Annotated in this window: 17 protein-coding genes; 3 read left to right on the top strand and 14 right to left on the bottom strand. The window is 60.2% G+C overall.

What is annotated here, in order from left to right:
- Nucleotides 1-29: 29 nt before the first annotated feature.
- Nucleotides 30-308: a CtrA inhibitor SciP gene (gene sciP, locus ACXYMP_RS13030; RefSeq protein ID WP_298570886.1), complete on the bottom strand. Its 279-nt coding sequence runs from the start codon at nucleotides 306-308 to the stop codon at nucleotides 30-32.
- A 125-nt stretch (nucleotides 309-433) separates the two neighbouring features.
- Between sciP and mnmA the strand changes: the two genes are divergently transcribed.
- Nucleotides 434-1,609, top strand: a complete 1,176-nt coding sequence (gene mnmA, locus ACXYMP_RS13025) for a tRNA 2-thiouridine(34) synthase MnmA (protein ID WP_458906838.1) — start codon at nucleotides 434-436, stop codon at nucleotides 1,607-1,609.
- 95 nt (nucleotides 1,610-1,704) lie between these two features.
- Entirely contained in the window at nucleotides 1,705-2,193 is a 489-nt protein-coding gene (locus ACXYMP_RS13020) for a DUF2059 domain-containing protein (protein WP_458906836.1), read from the top strand.
- Nucleotides 2,194-2,221: 28 nt separating this feature from the next.
- Here ACXYMP_RS13020 and lpxB read toward each other — a convergent pair whose 3' ends face one another.
- The 13 genes from lpxB to pyrH form a co-directional block, all read right to left on the bottom strand.
- On the bottom strand, nucleotides 2,222-3,397 hold the full coding sequence (gene lpxB / locus ACXYMP_RS13015; protein ID WP_458906834.1) for a lipid-A-disaccharide synthase: 1,176 nt from the start codon (nucleotides 3,395-3,397) through the stop codon (nucleotides 2,222-2,224).
- On the bottom strand, nucleotides 3,394-4,209 hold the full coding sequence (locus ACXYMP_RS13010) for an LpxI family protein (protein ID WP_298570893.1): 816 nt from the start codon (nucleotides 4,207-4,209) through the stop codon (nucleotides 3,394-3,396). Before ACXYMP_RS13010 ends, lpxB begins: the two co-directional genes overlap by 4 nt.
- A gap of 9 nt (nucleotides 4,210-4,218) precedes the next feature.
- Nucleotides 4,219-5,028 (bottom strand): acyl-ACP--UDP-N-acetylglucosamine O-acyltransferase, encoded by an 810-nt coding sequence (gene lpxA / locus ACXYMP_RS13005; RefSeq protein ID WP_458906832.1) that lies wholly within the window; start codon nucleotides 5,026-5,028, stop codon nucleotides 4,219-4,221.
- 3 nt (nucleotides 5,029-5,031) lie between these two features.
- Nucleotides 5,032-5,496 (bottom strand): 3-hydroxyacyl-ACP dehydratase FabZ, encoded by a 465-nt coding sequence (gene fabZ / locus ACXYMP_RS13000; RefSeq protein ID WP_298570897.1) that lies wholly within the window; start codon nucleotides 5,494-5,496, stop codon nucleotides 5,032-5,034.
- Nucleotides 5,497-5,583: 87 nt separating this feature from the next.
- A complete protein-coding gene (locus ACXYMP_RS12995; RefSeq protein WP_458906829.1) occupies nucleotides 5,584-6,351 on the bottom strand; it encodes an OmpH/Skp family outer membrane protein in 768 nt (255 codons plus the stop codon).
- A complete protein-coding gene (gene bamA / locus ACXYMP_RS12990; protein ID WP_458906827.1) occupies nucleotides 6,305-8,659 on the bottom strand; it encodes an outer membrane protein assembly factor BamA in 2,355 nt (784 codons plus the stop codon). The genes ACXYMP_RS12995 and bamA overlap by 47 nt, the downstream gene beginning before the upstream one ends.
- Before the next feature lie 282 nt (nucleotides 8,660-8,941).
- Nucleotides 8,942-9,073 (bottom strand): hypothetical protein, encoded by a 132-nt coding sequence (locus tag ACXYMP_RS12985; protein ID WP_298570902.1) that lies wholly within the window; start codon nucleotides 9,071-9,073, stop codon nucleotides 8,942-8,944.
- Nucleotides 9,074-9,202: 129 nt separating this feature from the next.
- Nucleotides 9,203-10,543, bottom strand: a complete 1,341-nt coding sequence (gene rseP / locus ACXYMP_RS12980; protein ID WP_458906824.1) for an RIP metalloprotease RseP — start codon at nucleotides 10,541-10,543, stop codon at nucleotides 9,203-9,205.
- Between the two features lie 33 nt (nucleotides 10,544-10,576).
- Nucleotides 10,577-11,788 (bottom strand): 1-deoxy-D-xylulose-5-phosphate reductoisomerase, encoded by a 1,212-nt coding sequence (gene dxr / locus ACXYMP_RS12975; RefSeq protein WP_458906822.1) that lies wholly within the window; start codon nucleotides 11,786-11,788, stop codon nucleotides 10,577-10,579.
- Between the two features lie 10 nt (nucleotides 11,789-11,798).
- Nucleotides 11,799-12,614 carry a phosphatidate cytidylyltransferase gene (locus ACXYMP_RS12970; protein WP_298570905.1) on the bottom strand — a complete coding sequence of 272 codons (816 nt, stop codon included), beginning with the start codon at nucleotides 12,612-12,614 and terminating at the stop codon, nucleotides 11,799-11,801.
- Between the two features lie 99 nt (nucleotides 12,615-12,713).
- Nucleotides 12,714-13,475 carry an isoprenyl transferase gene (locus ACXYMP_RS12965; protein WP_298571206.1) on the bottom strand — a complete coding sequence of 254 codons (762 nt, stop codon included), beginning with the start codon at nucleotides 13,473-13,475 and terminating at the stop codon, nucleotides 12,714-12,716.
- 50 nt (nucleotides 13,476-13,525) lie between these two features.
- Nucleotides 13,526-14,092 carry a ribosome recycling factor gene (gene frr / locus ACXYMP_RS12960; protein ID WP_298570906.1) on the bottom strand — a complete coding sequence of 189 codons (567 nt, stop codon included), beginning with the start codon at nucleotides 14,090-14,092 and terminating at the stop codon, nucleotides 13,526-13,528.
- Between the two features lie 174 nt (nucleotides 14,093-14,266).
- Nucleotides 14,267-15,040: a UMP kinase gene (pyrH, locus tag ACXYMP_RS12955; protein ID WP_458906819.1), complete on the bottom strand. Its 774-nt coding sequence runs from the start codon at nucleotides 15,038-15,040 to the stop codon at nucleotides 14,267-14,269.
- A gap of 114 nt (nucleotides 15,041-15,154) precedes the next feature.
- Here pyrH and miaA point away from each other — a divergent pair, with 114 nt between their 5' ends.
- Nucleotides 15,155-16,054 carry a tRNA (adenosine(37)-N6)-dimethylallyltransferase MiaA gene (miaA, locus tag ACXYMP_RS12950; RefSeq protein ID WP_458906817.1) on the top strand — a complete coding sequence of 300 codons (900 nt, stop codon included), beginning with the start codon at nucleotides 15,155-15,157 and terminating at the stop codon, nucleotides 16,052-16,054.
- Nucleotides 16,055-16,222 lie beyond the last annotated feature (168 nt).

Raw genomic sequence — 16,222 nt, 5'->3', positions numbered from 1 at the left:
ACCCACAAAGAACTTTTAGCGAAAACAATCTAGGGTTGTCTATACCTTTGCAACGATGTGGCCTTCAACGCGGCCTCGCCGTGTTCAGAAACAGCCCGCATCCATTCATCCAGCTCTTCGGTAGACAGGGCATACATCTGCTCTGCATCCTTTTGCGTGATCAACCCGGAACGCACCGCTTTGACAACAGCTGCCTTACGGCTGGCCACCCAGCGGCGCGTGTCATTTGGCGGCAGATCAGCACGCGTCATGATTGATCCATCCGGCAGGGTGACTGCCCTTGGTCCTTCGACTTTCTTCAAATACATGTTTGGCCCTCACTTCAACGTATGCGCCAACTTTGTCGCCATTCACTTAAGGAGAGGTGAAGCTACCCCTTGTTGTTCATTCGAATTTTCCTATATTCCGTGTCTCTTCTGGAAAGGATTTGGTCATGACTTCGACCGCAGGCACCACGACAAAGACTAAAGACGCGGCTGTGCTGAATTCGTTGGGCTTTGCCAAATCCCCTGCGGACACCCGTGTGGTCGTGGCCATGTCGGGCGGTGTCGACAGCTCGGTGGTGGCGGCGATGCTCGCCGAAGAAGGCTATGACGTGATCGGGGTCACGCTACAGCTCTACGACCACGGTGCGGCCCTGGCCAAAAAAGGCGCGTGCTGCGCGGGGATCGACATTCATGACGCGCGCCATGTTGCTGAAAGCATGGGATTTCCCCATTACGTTCTGGATTACGAAAATATCTTTCAGGACGCGGTGATCGAGGAGTTTGCCGACAGCTATCTGGGCGGCGCAACCCCGGTGCCCTGTATCCGCTGCAACGAGCGGGTGAAGTTCAAAGACCTGCTGGAAACCGCGCGCGACCTTGGGGCGGATTGCATGGCGACCGGGCATTATATTCAGCGTGCCGACGGGACCGCCGGGCCAGAGCTTCACAGTGCCGCTGACCCAACGCGCGATCAAAGCTACTTTCTGTTTTCAACCACACCAGAGCAGTTGGCGTATTTGCGCTTTCCATTGGGTCACCTGAAAACCAAGGATGAAACCCGTGCTTTGGCTCGTAAATACGGGTTGGAGGTCGCCGACAAGCCCGACAGTCAGGACATCTGCTTCGTGCCGGACGGAAATTATGCCAGCGTGATTGAAAAACTGCGCCCCGGGGCTGCCGAACCCGGTGACATCGTCGATGCGGATGGCCGCGTGTTGGGCCGCCATGACGGCGTCATTCACTACACGATCGGACAGCGCCGCGGGCTGGGCATTGGCGGACTTAGCGAACCGCTTTACGTGGTCAAACTGGACGTGGACGCCAAACAGGTGGTCGTCGGTCCGAAAGAGCTTCTGGCCACCCGCACCGTGCCTGTTCGCGAGATCAACTGGTTGGGGGATGAGCCCTTCACCGCACGCAAGGAATGGCATCTTGGCGTGAAGATCAGGTCAACCCGACCCGCCCGCGAAGCGATTGTCAGGCCGACTTCTGAAACTGAAGCCGAGGTCGAGTTGTTGACCGCCGAAGAAGGCGTCAGCCCGGGGCAGGCCTGCGTGTTCTATGACCTTGAAGGCCCGCGCGTGTTCGGTGGCGGTTGGATCTGGCGCGGCCAGTCCTCATAGGCCTGAATTTCGCGCCTGGACTTGACCAATGCAGTGGCGGCAGACGCAAAACGAACCGAGTATTCGCAAGAACCGAACTCTGAAAGGTAAAACTCATGCGTAAAACCCTTGCCGCCTTTGCCGCTGTCGCTGTTCTCGGCGCGCCAGCCCTGGGCGAAGAAACCTATGAACAGCGCCTCGCGCTGGCCACCGGGTATATCGACGCCACGCTTGAAGACATCGACATGCAGGCGATGGTCAAGACCATGTGGCAGCCAATTGTTGCAGATGTCACGGCAAAGGGCATTCCACTGGATGAGGGTCAGATCGCGAAAATCGACCAGCTGTATCAGGAGGAAATGACCGGTCCGATGTATGAAATCATGCGCAATCAGGCCGCGGTCATGGCAGAGCTGTTCACCTTCGATGAAATCAAAGCCATACGAGATTTCTATGCCAGCGATCTTGGCCGTGCCGCGATGACCAAGCTGCCACAGGTGACCCAGCGACAGACGCCTATGGTGCTGCAGATGGTGCAGGAGAAAATGCCCGAGATCATCCCGAAGGTTCAGGCAATCCTGAGCGAAGGCAGCGCGGCGCAATAGCGCCCGCCCGTCCAGTTTGGCACGCTCATCAGTCTGCTTTTGAGCGCGCCACAACGTCCACCACCGCGCGCGCCGCGCGCAATCCCGGTGCCTCACCGCCCTGCCCCAAACGCGCCATCGTCACCTGCATTGCCGCGTGCTGGGCGGTTGGGTCTGCAAGCATTGCCAGAACCGCTGGGGCAATCCGGGCGGGTTGGCAGGCCTTGCCAAGAAATTCCGGCACCGCGCGTGTCTCAGACACAAGGTTGACCAGGGTCACCGTGTCGATTTGCAACAGCCAGCCAATCATCAACCGGCTGAGCCAGTTCATGTCATAGGCAATCACCATCGGTGTGCCCGCGGCAGCAAGCTCCAACGAGACGGTGCCGGACGCCGCCAACGCGACATCGGCGGCCCGAAAGGCTGCGCGTTTCTGATCGGGCTGGTCAGCGGGGATCAAAATCGGGGGGCTGGTCCAAGTGGCCGTTTGCGCGCGCACCTGATCCTCGACCCCTTGGGCGACGGGCAACGCTACGCGCAGGTCGGGATGTTCGCGTTGCACCCGCGCCAGCGTCTCGCCGAAGCGAGGCGCCAGCCGCGCAATTTCGCCCTGACGCGATCCGGGCAGCGCCAGAACCAAGGGTGCCGCGCCAATCTGGTGCTGTTCACGAAACGCTTGCGCCTCGGCGTCGGTGGCGACCGGTTCAGCCACGACGGGATGGCCAACGAAATCGCAGCCCATGCCAGCAGCGGTCATCAGGGGCGGCTCGAACGGCAACAGCGCCAGCACATGATCGACCCATTGCGCCATCTTGTCGGCCCGCTTTGGTCGCCACGCCCAGACGGAGGGCGCGACATAGTGCACCACCGGTATATCATGTCCGAAAGTCTGGCCCTCGACCTCGTCTTGTTTGACGATCTTCGCCACACGCAGGCAGAAATCCGGGCTGTCGATGGTCACCAGAACATCAGGGTCGGCGTCGATCACAGCCTTCGCGGTTTCACGAATGCGGCGTTTGAGGTGGAAGTATTTCGGCGCCACTTCGGCGATGCCCATCACTGAAAGGTCGGACATGGGAAACAGCGAGGTCAAACCCTGCGCCTGCATCGCCGCACCGCCAACGCCGATGAATTCTATATCGTCGCGCAACGAGGACAACCCCTCCATCAGCGCCGCCCCCAGCTTGTCGCCCGACGGCTCGCCCGCGATCAAAAAGACCTTCATGAGGTGTCCTCGAGGATGTCGAAAAACAGGTCATGCGCGGCAACAAGGCGTTCGACCTCGGGGCGGTCCAGAACGATGATGCCCGTCGCAGGCACCGCGATCCCGCCAAGGCCGGCTTCGGCCACCGCGCGCACGGTGTCCGGTCCGATTGTGGGGATGTCCATGCGCGCATCCTGTCCGGGCTTGGGGCGCTTGACGAACACCCCGCGCGCGCCTTGCTTCAGATGCGCAGGCGTGGCGGCCACAAAGCGCAATAGCGCGTCTGTGCCCTGAATGGTTTCAATGCCCAGACATTGCCCGCCAGCGACCACAACACCCTGCGCCACGTCTTCCCCCGCCAGCGCATCAAGGATGGACCAAGCGCGATCGCGGTCCGCACAATCCTGCGCATCAGGTTGGCGTCCAATGGTCGTGGCCTCGATGGTCAGGCCATCGGTCACGTCGGTGGCCGAGACCACTTCGAACCCCTGCTCTTCAAATACTTCGGCCACAAGCCTCAGCAGCGCATCGTCGCCTTTTCCCAAAACGGCTTTCACCCGAGGGAAAAGGCCAAGCGTCACGCGGTCCATCCGCAGCGGGTTCAACTTGGGTCGGTCAACCTTGCCGGCAAACACCACCCGCGTGACGTCACCTGCGCGCATGGTCTTGAACAGCGCCCCCAGCTTTTCATAGCTGGCTTCGGCCAGTTCAACCGCGTCGGGCGCAGCGACCTCGACCCCCTTTATGGTGACGAACAAGGCGTCCGGGTTGGCGGCCGCGATTTGATGCGGCAAGTCCCCGGTTCCGGCGATGATGGCAAGGCGATCTGTCATGCCCCCCCCTTATTTCGGGGTCAGAAACCCGCGATCGCTGTCGCCGGTAATGAAGGCCACCATCTCGCGGACATAAGGGCTGTCGGTATCCTCGGTGAGCCGGGCGGCGCGTTCCTGAAACGAACCTTCGCCCTGTTTGAGCATGAGAAACGCAGCACGTAAGGCCGTGATGTCGGCGCGGTTGACGCCACGCCGCTTCAGCCCGACAAGGTTCAACCCGTCCAGCTCGCCTCGCGGACCTTGCACAAGGGCGTGGGGCAAGACATCTGCCGTGACCATCGACAGGGCACCGATGATCGCACCACGGCCGATGCGCACCCATTGGTGCAAGCCCGACAAACCGCCGACGATCACATCGTCTTCGATCACCACATGGCCCGCGACGGCCACGTTGTTCACCAAGATCACGTTGTTGCCGATCTGGGCGTCATGGGCGACGTGACAGCCAGCCATGAACAACCCGTCATCGCCAATCCGGGTGACAAAGCCGCCCCCGGCGGTGCCGGTGTTCATGGTGACATGTTCGCGAATACGGTTGCGCTTGCCGATCACAAGCCGCGTGTCTTCACCGGCGAATTTCAGATCCTGCGGGATCTCTCCGATCACCGAGAACGGGAACACAACCGTGTCGTCGCCAATTTCGGTGTCACCAGTCACGATCACATGGGATTTCAGGACCACGCCCTGCCCCAACTTGACCCGCGCGCCGATGCAGCAAAACGGTCCGATCTCGCAACCCGCGCCGATGATGGCGCCCGCTTCGACGATGGCGCTGGCATGGACCGACGCCGTGGGATCAACACTCCCGTTGGCTGTCATTGGTCAGCCCTTTCCGCCGGTTACGTCGATCATGGCCATGAAGGTGGCCTGACAGGCGATCTCGTCACCGACCTTGGCAAGGCCGTCAAATTTCCAGACCTTGGCCCCGCCGCGCAATGTGGTGATTTCCAACTCCAACACGTCGCCCGGCACGACTTTGCGCCGGAACTTGGCACTGTCGATGCCCATGAAATAGACGACCGCACCCGACCCGACCAGATCCAGTGACAAGGACACCATAACCGCCGAGGTTTGCGCCATTGCCTCGATGATCGTGACACCGGGCATGATCGGCAGACCAGGAAAGTGACCCTGAAAATGAGGTTCGTTCATGGTCACCATCTTGATACCGCGCGCGAATTCTTTCTCGCGAATGTCCTCGACCCGATCAACCAGCAGGAACGGATAGCGGTGCGGGATACATTGCTGGATCAGTTGAATATCTGCAGTGCTGGGCACATCGACCATGTTTTCACGTCCTTTTCCGTCTTTGACCCTTGTCGGGCCTTTCGTTCCAACCTGACTAGCAGTCCGGTCAAACCGAAACAATCGCAATCAGTTGTCGGGCAAAGGCGCGGGCAGGTCACCATCGGCGGGCGCGGTTGGGGCAAGACCTTCAGGCGTCGGCGCGTCTGTGTCGCCCTCCACCGCATTGTCGTCGCCAGAGTTGGTATCCGCTTCGCGATCTGCGCCATCGCCCAAAACCTCGTCAATGCGTTGCACTGCCAGTTTGGTAATGTCGATGTTTTGCGTGGTCAGAAGAATGGCGCGACGGTCAAGGATCACCACAGCGCCCAGTTCCCGCACAAGCTGACCAAGAATGGGGCCAACCTGCTCAAAAAACTCGACCTGTTGGCGTTCTAACGTACTGACAAAGTCCTGTTCGCGGGTGGTGCCTTCGGCCCTGAGCGCCTGCACTTTCTCGTCAAATGCCTTCGCCAGCGCCCGGAAAGCCTCGGGGGTCATTTCGGCGCGCTTGGCGGTCAGGTCGCGTTCTTCTTGCAGCAAAGCCGCCTCGACCTTGCGCGTCTCGGTGGCCAAGCGTTGCCGTTCCACTTCGACCGTTTGAACGACCCGTCGACCATACTGCGTGTCTGAAAACAGGCTTTGACGATCAATCGTCACAATCTGCGACACCGCGCGCCCCAGCTCTTGCGCATGCGCGCCTGCACTGGTCACTGACAAGGTGCAAAGCGTCACACACCCGATGCGCAGCGCAGACACCACTTGGCGATGCAATCGGCGCATCAGCTGCGGCCCACCCATCCAAGCCCGATCAGAACTGGGCAGAAATCGTGAGTTCGAAGTTGTTTTCTTCGTCATAGGCTTCCTTGGCCAGCACGCGCGAGTAGTTAAACCGCAACGGGCCGATAGGGGTATCCCAGAAGAGCGACGCACCGATCGAGGACCGCAAATAGGCCTTGTCGTCAATTGCGCCGCCCAAAGTGTCATCCAATCCCCAAAGCGACCCAGCATCCACGAACAGACCACCGGTAATGCCATATTCTTCGGGCAGACCCAACGGGAACTGCGCCTCAAGCCGGGCCACGGCATACATATTGCCGCCCAGCGTATCCTGATTGACCGCCGTCAAATCGCGCGGCCCCAAACCGTTGGTTGCAAAGCCGCGTAGTTTCGACGGCCCCATGCGGAACCGGTCCGTCACCCGTGACACACCACCGTTCAACGACCCCAGCACACCGCCCTCGACCGTCGCCAACAGCGTGACCTGATCGTTCCAGACCTTGGTCTGTGCCTGTGCCAACGCGGTCGCGCGGGCGTATTGGTAATCCGAGCCAACGCCGCCGATATCACCGTCAAGCTGGAAGTAATACCCGCGGTTCGGATCAAGTCCGGTGCGACGGGTGTCATAGCTAAAGGTAAACCCAACCCCGCCACCGATCTGACGGCCCCGCGCGGCTTCGTTTTGCAACACGACAGAGCTATCGACACCAACATCCGTGATCTCGGCCCCATCGGCAAACACCCGCACGCCAAGGCGCGAATATTCACTGATCGGGAAGGTCAGCGATGGGCGGAAAGCAATGGCCTTGGTGTTGTATAGTGCCGAGGCAAAAGCGGTTTCGCGGTAATACGCCTCGAACCCGAGCTCCAGATCGCGACCAAGGAAATTCGGTTCGGCAAACTTGAACGAGAAACTGGTGGAATCTTCGGTGTTCTGGAAGCTTGCGCTGAGAAACTGACCGCGCCCAAGGAAGTTACGTTCGGAGAAGGACAGGTTCAGGCCAAAGCCGTTTTCAAGACTGTAGACGCCACCAAAGCTAAGCGACCCTGTGGGCCCCTCTTCCACATCCACATCAATGACCACCTGATCGGGGGCGGACCCCTCTCGGGCTTCGACGTTGGAGTTGGAAAAATAGCCAAGCGCGCGCACCCGTTCAGCCGCCTCGCGGATTTCGCGCGGGTTGAAAGGGTCACCTTCGACGATCCGAAACTGGTTGCGCACCACACGGTCAAGCGTGGTGGCGTTACCTTCGATGTCGATGCGTTCGACAATGATACGCGGGCCGCGGGTCAGCACCAGATCCACATCCAGCGTCAGATCACGATCATTGCGGGTCACGCGCGGCTCGACCCGCACGAAATCCAGCCCCTTGCGGATGGCCAGACGTTCCATCCGCGCGGTGGCATTTTCCAGCAGCGAGGGGCTGTAGACAGCACCCGAACGCAAGTTTTGCACCGCGTCGAACTCGTCGGCGTTAACCTCGGCGATCTCTGAGCTGGTGGTGATGTTGCCAAAGCGATACTGCTGGCCTTCCTGCACCGTGAAGGTGATGAAAAACGCATCGCGTTCGCGCGAAAACTCGCTCGTCACGCCGGTGGTCTTAAAATCGACATAACCGCGCGACAGGTAGAAGTCGCGCAGAACTTGCTTGTCGAATTCGATCCTGTCGGGCGTATACGTGTCCGCGCGGATCAGGGCGCGCAGAATGCCCGCCTGCTTGGTCTCAAGAACACGCCGCAAACGGCTGTCGGAATAGATGCGGTTGCCGACGAAAGACAGGCGCTCGACCTCGACGTTCTTGCCCTCGACGACTTCGAACACCAGATCGACACGGTTGTTCGCCCGGCGGATGATTTTCGGCGTCACCTGCGCGGCCAAACGGCCCTGCGCCTGGTAAAGCTCGGTGATGGTTTCAACGTCCAGCTCGGCCGTCGCAGGATTATAGACCCGGCGCGGTTGTGATTTCAGCAACGGCGTAAACACGTCGTCCTTGATCTTGCGGTTGCCTTCAACCGAGACAACGTTGATCGTCGGGTATTCACGCACTTTCACCACCAACACGTTGCCGCGCGGCAGGATCTGCACATCTTCAAACAAGCCCGAGCCGACAAGACGTTGATAGCCATCGTTCAGCGCTGCTGCCGACACCACCTCACCCTGAGCGATTCCCAGATAGGACAGGATGGTCGCAGCCTCGATCCGCTGCGTTCCCTCGATCTCGACCCGAGAGAAGGAATAGGCCTGCGCTGCGGCGGGCTTCGGGGCCACAACCGTAACCGCTGAAATTGCAAGGAAAATCGCAAGACCGCTGGTGGTTGCCAGTGCCTTGGTGCCTTGTTTCACGAAATCAAAACGGTTGCTGCTCAACCCCTCGACAAATGCCATCGTATTTACTTTCCTCAGACACCCCAGTTCCAATGTGGATAAGCGGTTGGGACGTTCTTGTCAAAGCGCGAAAGCAGAGTTTTCGAGGCCGCTGTGCATGGGTCACACCATCCGGCGCGCGCAATGCCTTCTGCCCAGCATGACGGCATCATTAGGCTGCATGGCGGACGGGGACAAAGCGGGGCGTCCAGAATGAAAAAACCCCGCCCGCAGTGGCACTGCGGCGAGGATCCATTTCAGCGATGGGCTTGATCGTGTCGGTGCCGGGCGGCAGCGTGGCCTTTAGTGCATCATCCCGCCAAGAATGACGCTGAACCACAAGGCGGCCGCGATGGCACCTGCAAACATCACGCGATCGTAATTGAGATCGAACAGAAGCGTCAAACCGCGGGTTTTATATCCAAAACGTTCCATATTCGCCTCTTGCCTTGTCTGGTCACTGGACCGGATCGCGTGTCGATTTCGATCATCTTGGCCGCCAATTGGGGCATCAGAATTTCGGAATTAAGGCAAAATTGTGGCAAAAGAGCCCGTGGCTGTTGTCTATGGACAGAACAAGTCGTTGGTCAGACCAAACATCATCAGCGCAAGAACGAGCGTCAGACCAATCGCCAGCAGCACATTCAGCACCTTGTCCGAGGGCGGCTTGCCAGTGACGGCTTCCCACGCGTGAAACACAAGATGTCCCCCGTCCAGCACGGGGATCGGAAACAGGTTCAACAGACCGATGGCCGTGGACAACATCGCGATAAAGCTGATGAAGCTTGTCGCCCCCATGGACGCCGCCTGCCCCGACACCTGGGCGATGCCGATCGGGCCGGACAGGTTGCAACTGGAAATCGCCCCCGTGATCATGTGCCAAAGGCCCGACAAGCTGGCGCGGATGATATAGATCACCCGATCGACGCTGGCTGTGACGCTTTCCCACAGGCCCGGCGTGCGGGTTGCCGGGTCAAACACCATGCCCGAGGTGATGCCGATCAGCCAGCGGGTTTCGAACCCGCCTTCGGCCGACGGGATGTCTTGGCGGCGCGGCGTCAGCGTCACCTGCGTGGGGGTGCCATCGCGCAAAAGACCCAGCGTCAGCGCAGCGCCATCGCCACCCACGACGATTTCACGCAAGCCTTCAAAGGTTGCCACCGGCACATCGTCAACGGTGGCGATGAAGTCGCCGGGCTTCAAACCCGCTTCAATCGCCGCTGATTTCGGACTGACCGACCCGACCAAGGGGGGGAACGGATGGGTTGCGGTCAGGTCAATGACCGCGCCGTCGCGGCGCACCTGATAGGCGACACGCGCAGTGTCGGGCAGCTTGTCCACGATGGTCTGAAACTCTGCAAGCGGAGGCGTCTCGATGCCCGCGATGGACAGAATTTCGTCACCGGGTTTCAGCCCCTGCTCCATCCCCGGAACGTCCTGCACCGCAGCGACCGACAGCGGATCGCGGGCGACGCCCGTGGACAGGATCAAGCCCGTGAAGATGATGACAGACAGGATGAAATTGAAAACAGGCCCGGCTGCAACCGTCGCCGCCCGCGCCCACAAGGGCGCACCATGCATGGTGTGGCGCCGCTCTTCGTCGCTCATCCGCGCCATGGCATCTTCGTCGGCGCTGCCCGAGGCAACATTGGCGTCGCCGTGGAATTTCACATAGCCGCCAATTGGGAAAGCAGCGATCTGCCAGCGGGTGCCATGTTTGTCCATTCGCGACCCAAGCACCGGCCCCATCCCGATCGAGAAGACATCCGCCTTGATCCCGGACCAGCGCCCCACGATGTAGTGGCCGTATTCATGCACTGCGACAATCACCGTCAGCGCCGCCAGAAAAGCGAGGATCGTGAAGGCAAGGTTGCCGAAATCGGGAAGCAGCCCGGTCAATTCCATGGAGTTTTCTCCTGCTTTCTTGGTTTTGGCTGCTCAGGGCCGCTGTGTGACGATTTGGGTGGCGGTTGTGCGACCCATTTGGTCGGCCGCGCGCACATTATCAAGGGTCATGCCCCCATGGGCCAAGCTCACATCCCCGTCAAGACGGCAAAGCGTGTCTTCGACCACGCCCGCCATGTCCATGAACCCGATGCGTCCGGCGATGAAACTGTCCAGAGCGATTTCCTTGGCGGCGTTGAAGATCGCCCCGGTCAGGCCACCTGCAGACATAACCTCGCGCGCAAGGCGCAGGGCTGGATAGCGCTGCTCGTCCGGCGTGGCAAAGTCAAGCGTGGCGACACGGGCCAGATCCAGACGCTCCACGGGCAGTGCACGGCGATCAGGCCAGTGCAGCGCATAGCCGATGGCATGGCGCATATCGGGTGCCCCCAGATGCGCCATCAACGCCCCATCGCGAAACCCGACCAGGGCATGGACGAGGCTTTGAGGGTGGATCAACACTTCGATCTGCTCAGGAGACACCTCAAAAAACTCTTTGGTTTCGATGACTTCCAGCGCCTTATTGAACATCGAGGCGCTGTCGATCGTGATCCGTTGCCCCATGTCCCAATTGGGATGCGCGCTGGCTTGGGCAAGGGTGGCCCCGGCCAGCTTTTCCATCGGCCAATCACGAAACGCTCCGCCCGATGCGGTGATGATGACCCGTTCGACCGCGCTGATATCTTCGCCGGCAAGCCCCTGAAACACCGCCGAATGTTCGCTGTCCACCGGCAAGATGCGCGCATGGTGCGCGTGGGCCGTGGCCAAGATCAACGGCCCCGCCGTGACAAGGCTTTCCTTGTTGGCCAACGCCAGTGTGGCCCGCGCTTCAAGCGCGCGCAAGCCGGGCAAAAGCCCCGCGGCCCCTACGATTGCGGACATCACCCAGTCACAGGGGCGGGTCGCGGCCTCTTCTATCGCAGCTTCGCCAGCGGCTGCGGTTATACCGGTGCCGGCCAAGGCGTCGCGCAGGGCCGGAAGGTGTTCTTCATGCGCTGTGACCGCGACCTCTGCGTTCAAGCGGATTGCGTCCTGGGCAAGGCACGCGATATTGTGCCCCCCCGTCAGCGCCACGACCTCATAGCGGTCGGGATCGCGCGCGATCAGGTCGATGGTGGATTGCCCGATAGACCCGGTCGCGCCAAAGATCGAAACGCGCCTCGCCGTGTTTGGCCGCGAATTTGGCGTTCTGTCGTCCTGTGCCATACGCCCTGCCCTAGCCCGCAACGCTGAGCGAGGCGATTGTAATCAGAAGGATCATGGCGCCGGACGCGCCGATCATGGCGTCAAACCGATCCAGCACGCCGCCATGACCGGGGATCAGGTTCGAGCTGTCCTTGACCCCCATCTTGCGCTTGATCGCGCTTTGCACGATGTCCCCCATCTGGCCGGCAAAGGCGACCAGCGGCAAAGCCAGGGCTTCGACCGGGGTGAAGGCGCCCAGAGCGGCTCCAATCACGCCCAGACCAAGCGCGCCGATCCAACCGGCAATGGTGCCGGACCAGGTTTTCTTGGGACTGACGCGCGGCCAGAACTTTGGGCCACCCAGAAGACGACCGGCAAAGTAGCCCGACACGTCCGAGATGATGATGATCAGAATAAACCAAACCAGAATCTGGCTGGTGCCCATTGCCACAAACCCAAGCCCGGCCAACATGATCAGAGCGGCATAGAAGAAAAACAACACCCGATGGCGCGGCAGCAACGCTGCCCCGACGAGGGGCGCGCCCAGCAGCACAGCAATTCTTGGCAATGAGAACAGCGCGACCGGGTCCGGGCTATCAAGGGTGATGCCGCAATAGATGACGCTGACCCCGGCAATCACTCCCAACACCACATGAAGCGCGCGGGCTTCGGCATGGATCAGGCGGGAAAACTCCCACATGCAAAGCCCGATCACCACCGCGAGGACAGCCAGAAAAACGGGTCCCCCCAAGGCAACAGCGATGATGGCAATCGCTGCCATACCAACAGCGGACAGCACACGCGGTGCCAAATCGGCCCATTTAGAGGAGGTGTCGGTTTGCGTCATGTGGGGGTTATGGCATTCAGGCGCGATGCTCTCAAGCAGTTGTGTGCAGCTTCTGCACGTTACGCAAGGCAACTGCCTCGGCCAATTCTGAACTGGGTGTTATTCTGCAGCGGTTTCCGCGATTGATCCAACCGCGCCGAACCGACGTTCACGCCCGGAAAAACGATCGACGATCTCGGCAAAAATATCCGACGAGAAATCGGGCCAGAGCGTGTCGATAAACTCGTATTCCGCATAGGCGGACTGCCACAGCAGAAAGTTGGAAATCCGGGCTTCGCCGCTGGTGCGGATGACAAGGTCAGGATCAGGTAAAACGCATGTATCCAAATAGCTTGCCAGCGTTTGTTCATCTACATCTTCCGGGTCAAGCTGACCGGCGGCCACATCGCGTGCCATACGCTGGGTGGCCCGTGCAACTTCGTCACGCCCCCCGTAGTTCAGCGCGATCGTTAGATGCACCCGGTCGTTGCCTTGGGTCAGCGTCTCAAGCTCGTGCATCAGCGCGATCAGCTTTTTGTCCAACCGGTCACGATCCCCAATAAAACGCACCCGAACGCCTTCGTTGAACAAGGCGCGCGCTTCTTTGTGGATGTAACGGCGAAACAGGCTCATCAGACCCGCGACTTCCGATTGAGTGCGTTTCCAGTTTTCGGTCGAGAAGGCAAAGATCGTGATATATTTCACGCCAAGGTCTGGGCACGCCTCGACGATTTCGCGCACCCGTTTGGCTCCGGCATGGTGGCCAAACAGCCGCGGCTTTCCACGGCGCTGCGCCCAACGCCCGTTGCCATCCATGATGATGGCAACATGGTCCGGCGTTTTCAACGCCTTCGCCTGTGCATCTGAGGCTTTGCTGCCCATCATCGCCTTGCCCAATTCCCGTCCATACGCCACGCTGATCCCCCGAAGGGTTACACCTGCATGATCTCTTCTTGCTTGACCTCAAGGGCCTTGTCCACTTTTCCGACAAATTGGTCTGTCAGAGCCTGAACTTCATCATGCCAGAATTTGTGGTCATCTTCACTCATTCCGTCATTTTTAGCCTTTTTAAGCTGTTCCATGCCGTCACGGCGCACATTGCGCACCGACACGCGGGCGTGTTCAGCGTATTGCGCGGCGACGCGGCTCAGTTCGCGGCGGCGTTCTTCGTTCAATTCCGGGATCGGCAGCATGATAATGGTGCCGTTCAGTTGGGGATTGATGCCCAGACCGCTTTCACGGATCGCTTTCTCGGCAACCCCAACCAGCCCTTTGTCCCAGATATTCACCGTGACCATGCGCGGCTCAGGCACGTTGACCGTGCCGATCTGGTTCAGGGGCGTTCGACTGCCGTACGCTTCGACCATGATCGGTTCAAGCATCGAGGCAGAGGCCCGACCCGTGCGCAAAGAGGCAAATTCGGTCCGCAAAGATCCCAAGGCGCCATCCATGCGGCGTTCAAGATCGGTCATATCCAGTTCAAATTCTTCGTCAGCCATCGCAGGCATCCCTTCGTCTTATTCTCAAGCTCTTGTCATCCGAGCGCATTGCGCCCGGTATAACGCCACTGCACACCTATTGTATAGGTCCAGCGCCGGGTGGCGCGGCAATCCCATCGTGGCTGGGCAGGATATTGCCTTGCGGGTCAATCCATGCGCCAGGATCAGATCACATTAGCCACCGACGCGCGTATAGGTGCCCTCGCCGGCCAGAATGCCACGGAACCCACCGGGTTCATCCAGCGAAAACACGATGATCGGCAGGTTGTTGTCGCGCGCCAGCGCGATCGCCGAGGCATCCATGACCCCCAGCCGCTTTTGCAAAACATCATCATAGCTGACATCGTCATAGCGCTGCGCTTCGTCGTGTTTGGCGGGGTCCATGTCATACACGCCATCGACCTTGGTGCCCTTGAAGATCGCCTCGCAAGCCATTTCATTTGCTCGCAAAGTTGCTGCCGTGTCGGTGGTGAAATAAGGGTTTCCTGTGCCCGCGGCGAAGATGCAGACGCGGCCCTTTTCAAGGTGGCGCACGGCCCGGCGCCGGATGTAGGGTTCGCAGACCTGATCCATCGGAATGGCCGAGATCACACGCGTGTAGACGCCAAGCCCCTCAAGCGCCGATTGCATGGCCAGCGCGTTCATCACGGTCGCCAGCATCCCCATGTAATCAGCCGTCGTGCGCTCCATCCCCTGCGCGGACCCTTGCAGGCCACGGAAGATGTTGCCACCCCCGATCACCATGCAGATCTCGACCCCCATGTCGTGCACCGACTTGACCTCTTGTGCGATGCGCTCGACGGTCGGCGGGTTCAGGCCAAACCCCTGATCGCCCATCAGCGCTTCGCCTGAAATCTTCAACATGACACGTTTATAGGCCGGTTGCGGGGTGTCGGGGTTGCCGGTGTCGGCATCCTCGCCCGTAACCTCGGAGGCTTGTTCACTCATCGGTTGCCACTCTCTGGTTGTCGTGATTGTGTTGGCGCGCAAGATGACCGATCCGGGCGCGACTTTCAATGTGCGATCCCGTGCTTGTCGGAAAAAAGGGGAGCAAGGCGCAGATTGTCGGCAACCAACACCGATATCAGCCAGATCGTGGCCAGCATCGACGCCCGCCAGCCCGTGTTGATCGCGGGGGCTACGGCGTCCGGCAAATCGGCATTGGCGCTGGCAATTGCAGAGGCGTCAGGCGGGGTGATCGTCAATGCAGACGCCCTGCAGGTTTTTTCCAACTGGCGCATCCTGACCGCCCGCCCGACACGGGCTGACGAGGCGCGTGCCCCGCATCGCCTTTATGGGCATATCGCTGGCGATACGGCCTATTCCGTGGGCCATTGGCTTCGCGACGTGGCGCCCATTCTGCAAGGCGATCAGCGCCCGATCATCGTCGGCGGCACGGGGCTGAACTTCACCGCTCTGACCGAAGGGTTGGCCGACATTCCCCTGACCCCGCCCAGCATCCGGGCCGAGGGCGAAGCGCTGTTGGAAACGGCAGGATTGCCCGCCCTTCTGCGCGCATTGGATGCTGACACTCTGGCGCGGATCGACACACAAAACCCAGCCCGCGTGGCGCGCGCATGGGAGGTGCAGCGCACCACCGGGCGCGGGCTTGCCGAATGGCAAGATGACACCCCTGCGCCGCTGTTGCCGCGCGCGGATGCCCGAGCTTTTCATCTGGATGCGGATCGCGACTGGTTACGCGACCGGATCGACCGGCGCTTTGACCAGATGTTGCGTGATGGCGCATTGGAGGAAGCACGCGCCAATCTGTCCGATTGGAACCCCAAAGACCCAAGCGCAAAAGCCATCGGCGCGCCCGAACTGATCGCCTATCTGCGTGGCCAGATTTCGTTAGAGGAAGCGCGCGCCCGTGCGATCACCGCCTCGCATCAATATGCCAAGCGGCAACGGACCTGGTTTCGTAAACGAATGCGAGATTGGGAGGTGATTCCCCGCCGCTGACCCGCCCCCGACCCGGCTCAGGCTCGCGCCCGCTGATCGGCGCGCAGACGCCAAAGAGACGCCAAAGACACGTGCAGATGTGCATCAATTCGCCAAGATCGCAGCAATTGTCCTCGTTTCATGTGTCAACTGCGCCTCTACTTGGCAGTTTGCAGGAAATTTTTCTGG

This window comes from Aliiroseovarius sp. CAU 1755, assembly GCF_054482655.1.
The sequence above is the reverse complement of the archived record's forward strand: the minus strand, read 5'-3'. Positions and strand labels throughout refer to the sequence as shown.

Coding starts and splice junctions, on each gene's coding strand:
- bamA (WP_458906827.1), bottom strand. CDS start 8,659: ATGGCATTTGTCGAGGGGTTGAGCAGCAACCGTTTTGATTTCGTGAAA.
- lpxA (WP_458906832.1), bottom strand. CDS start 5,028: ATGACAGCCAACGGGAGTGTTGATCCCACGGCGTCGGTCCATGCCAGC.
- lpxB (WP_458906834.1), bottom strand. CDS start 3,397: ATGAAGGTCTTTTTGATCGCGGGCGAGCCGTCGGGCGACAAGCTGGGG.
- ACXYMP_RS12995 (WP_458906829.1), bottom strand. CDS start 6,351: ATGACGAAGAAAACAACTTCGAACTCACGATTTCTGCCCAGTTCTGAT.
- pyrH (WP_458906819.1), bottom strand. CDS start 15,040: ATGAGTGAACAAGCCTCCGAGGTTACGGGCGAGGATGCCGACACCGGC.
- dxr (WP_458906822.1), bottom strand. CDS start 11,788: ATGGCACAGGACGACAGAACGCCAAATTCGCGGCCAAACACGGCGAGG.
- mnmA (WP_458906838.1), top strand. CDS start 434: ATGACTTCGACCGCAGGCACCACGACAAAGACTAAAGACGCGGCTGTG.
- fabZ (WP_298570897.1), bottom strand. CDS start 5,496: ATGGTCGATGTGCCCAGCACTGCAGATATTCAACTGATCCAGCAATGT.
- ACXYMP_RS12985 (WP_298570902.1), bottom strand. CDS start 9,073: ATGGAACGTTTTGGATATAAAACCCGCGGTTTGACGCTTCTGTTCGAT.
- ACXYMP_RS12965 (WP_298571206.1), bottom strand. CDS start 13,475: ATGGGCAGCAAAGCCTCAGATGCACAGGCGAAGGCGTTGAAAACGCCG.
- ACXYMP_RS13020 (WP_458906836.1), top strand. CDS start 1,705: ATGCGTAAAACCCTTGCCGCCTTTGCCGCTGTCGCTGTTCTCGGCGCG.
- frr (WP_298570906.1), bottom strand. CDS start 14,092: ATGGCTGACGAAGAATTTGAACTGGATATGACCGATCTTGAACGCCGC.
- ACXYMP_RS12970 (WP_298570905.1), bottom strand. CDS start 12,614: ATGACGCAAACCGACACCTCCTCTAAATGGGCCGATTTGGCACCGCGT.
- rseP (WP_458906824.1), bottom strand. CDS start 10,543: ATGGAATTGACCGGGCTGCTTCCCGATTTCGGCAACCTTGCCTTCACG.
- ACXYMP_RS13010 (WP_298570893.1), bottom strand. CDS start 4,209: ATGACAGATCGCCTTGCCATCATCGCCGGAACCGGGGACTTGCCGCAT.
- sciP (WP_298570886.1), bottom strand. CDS start 308: ATGTATTTGAAGAAAGTCGAAGGACCAAGGGCAGTCACCCTGCCGGAT.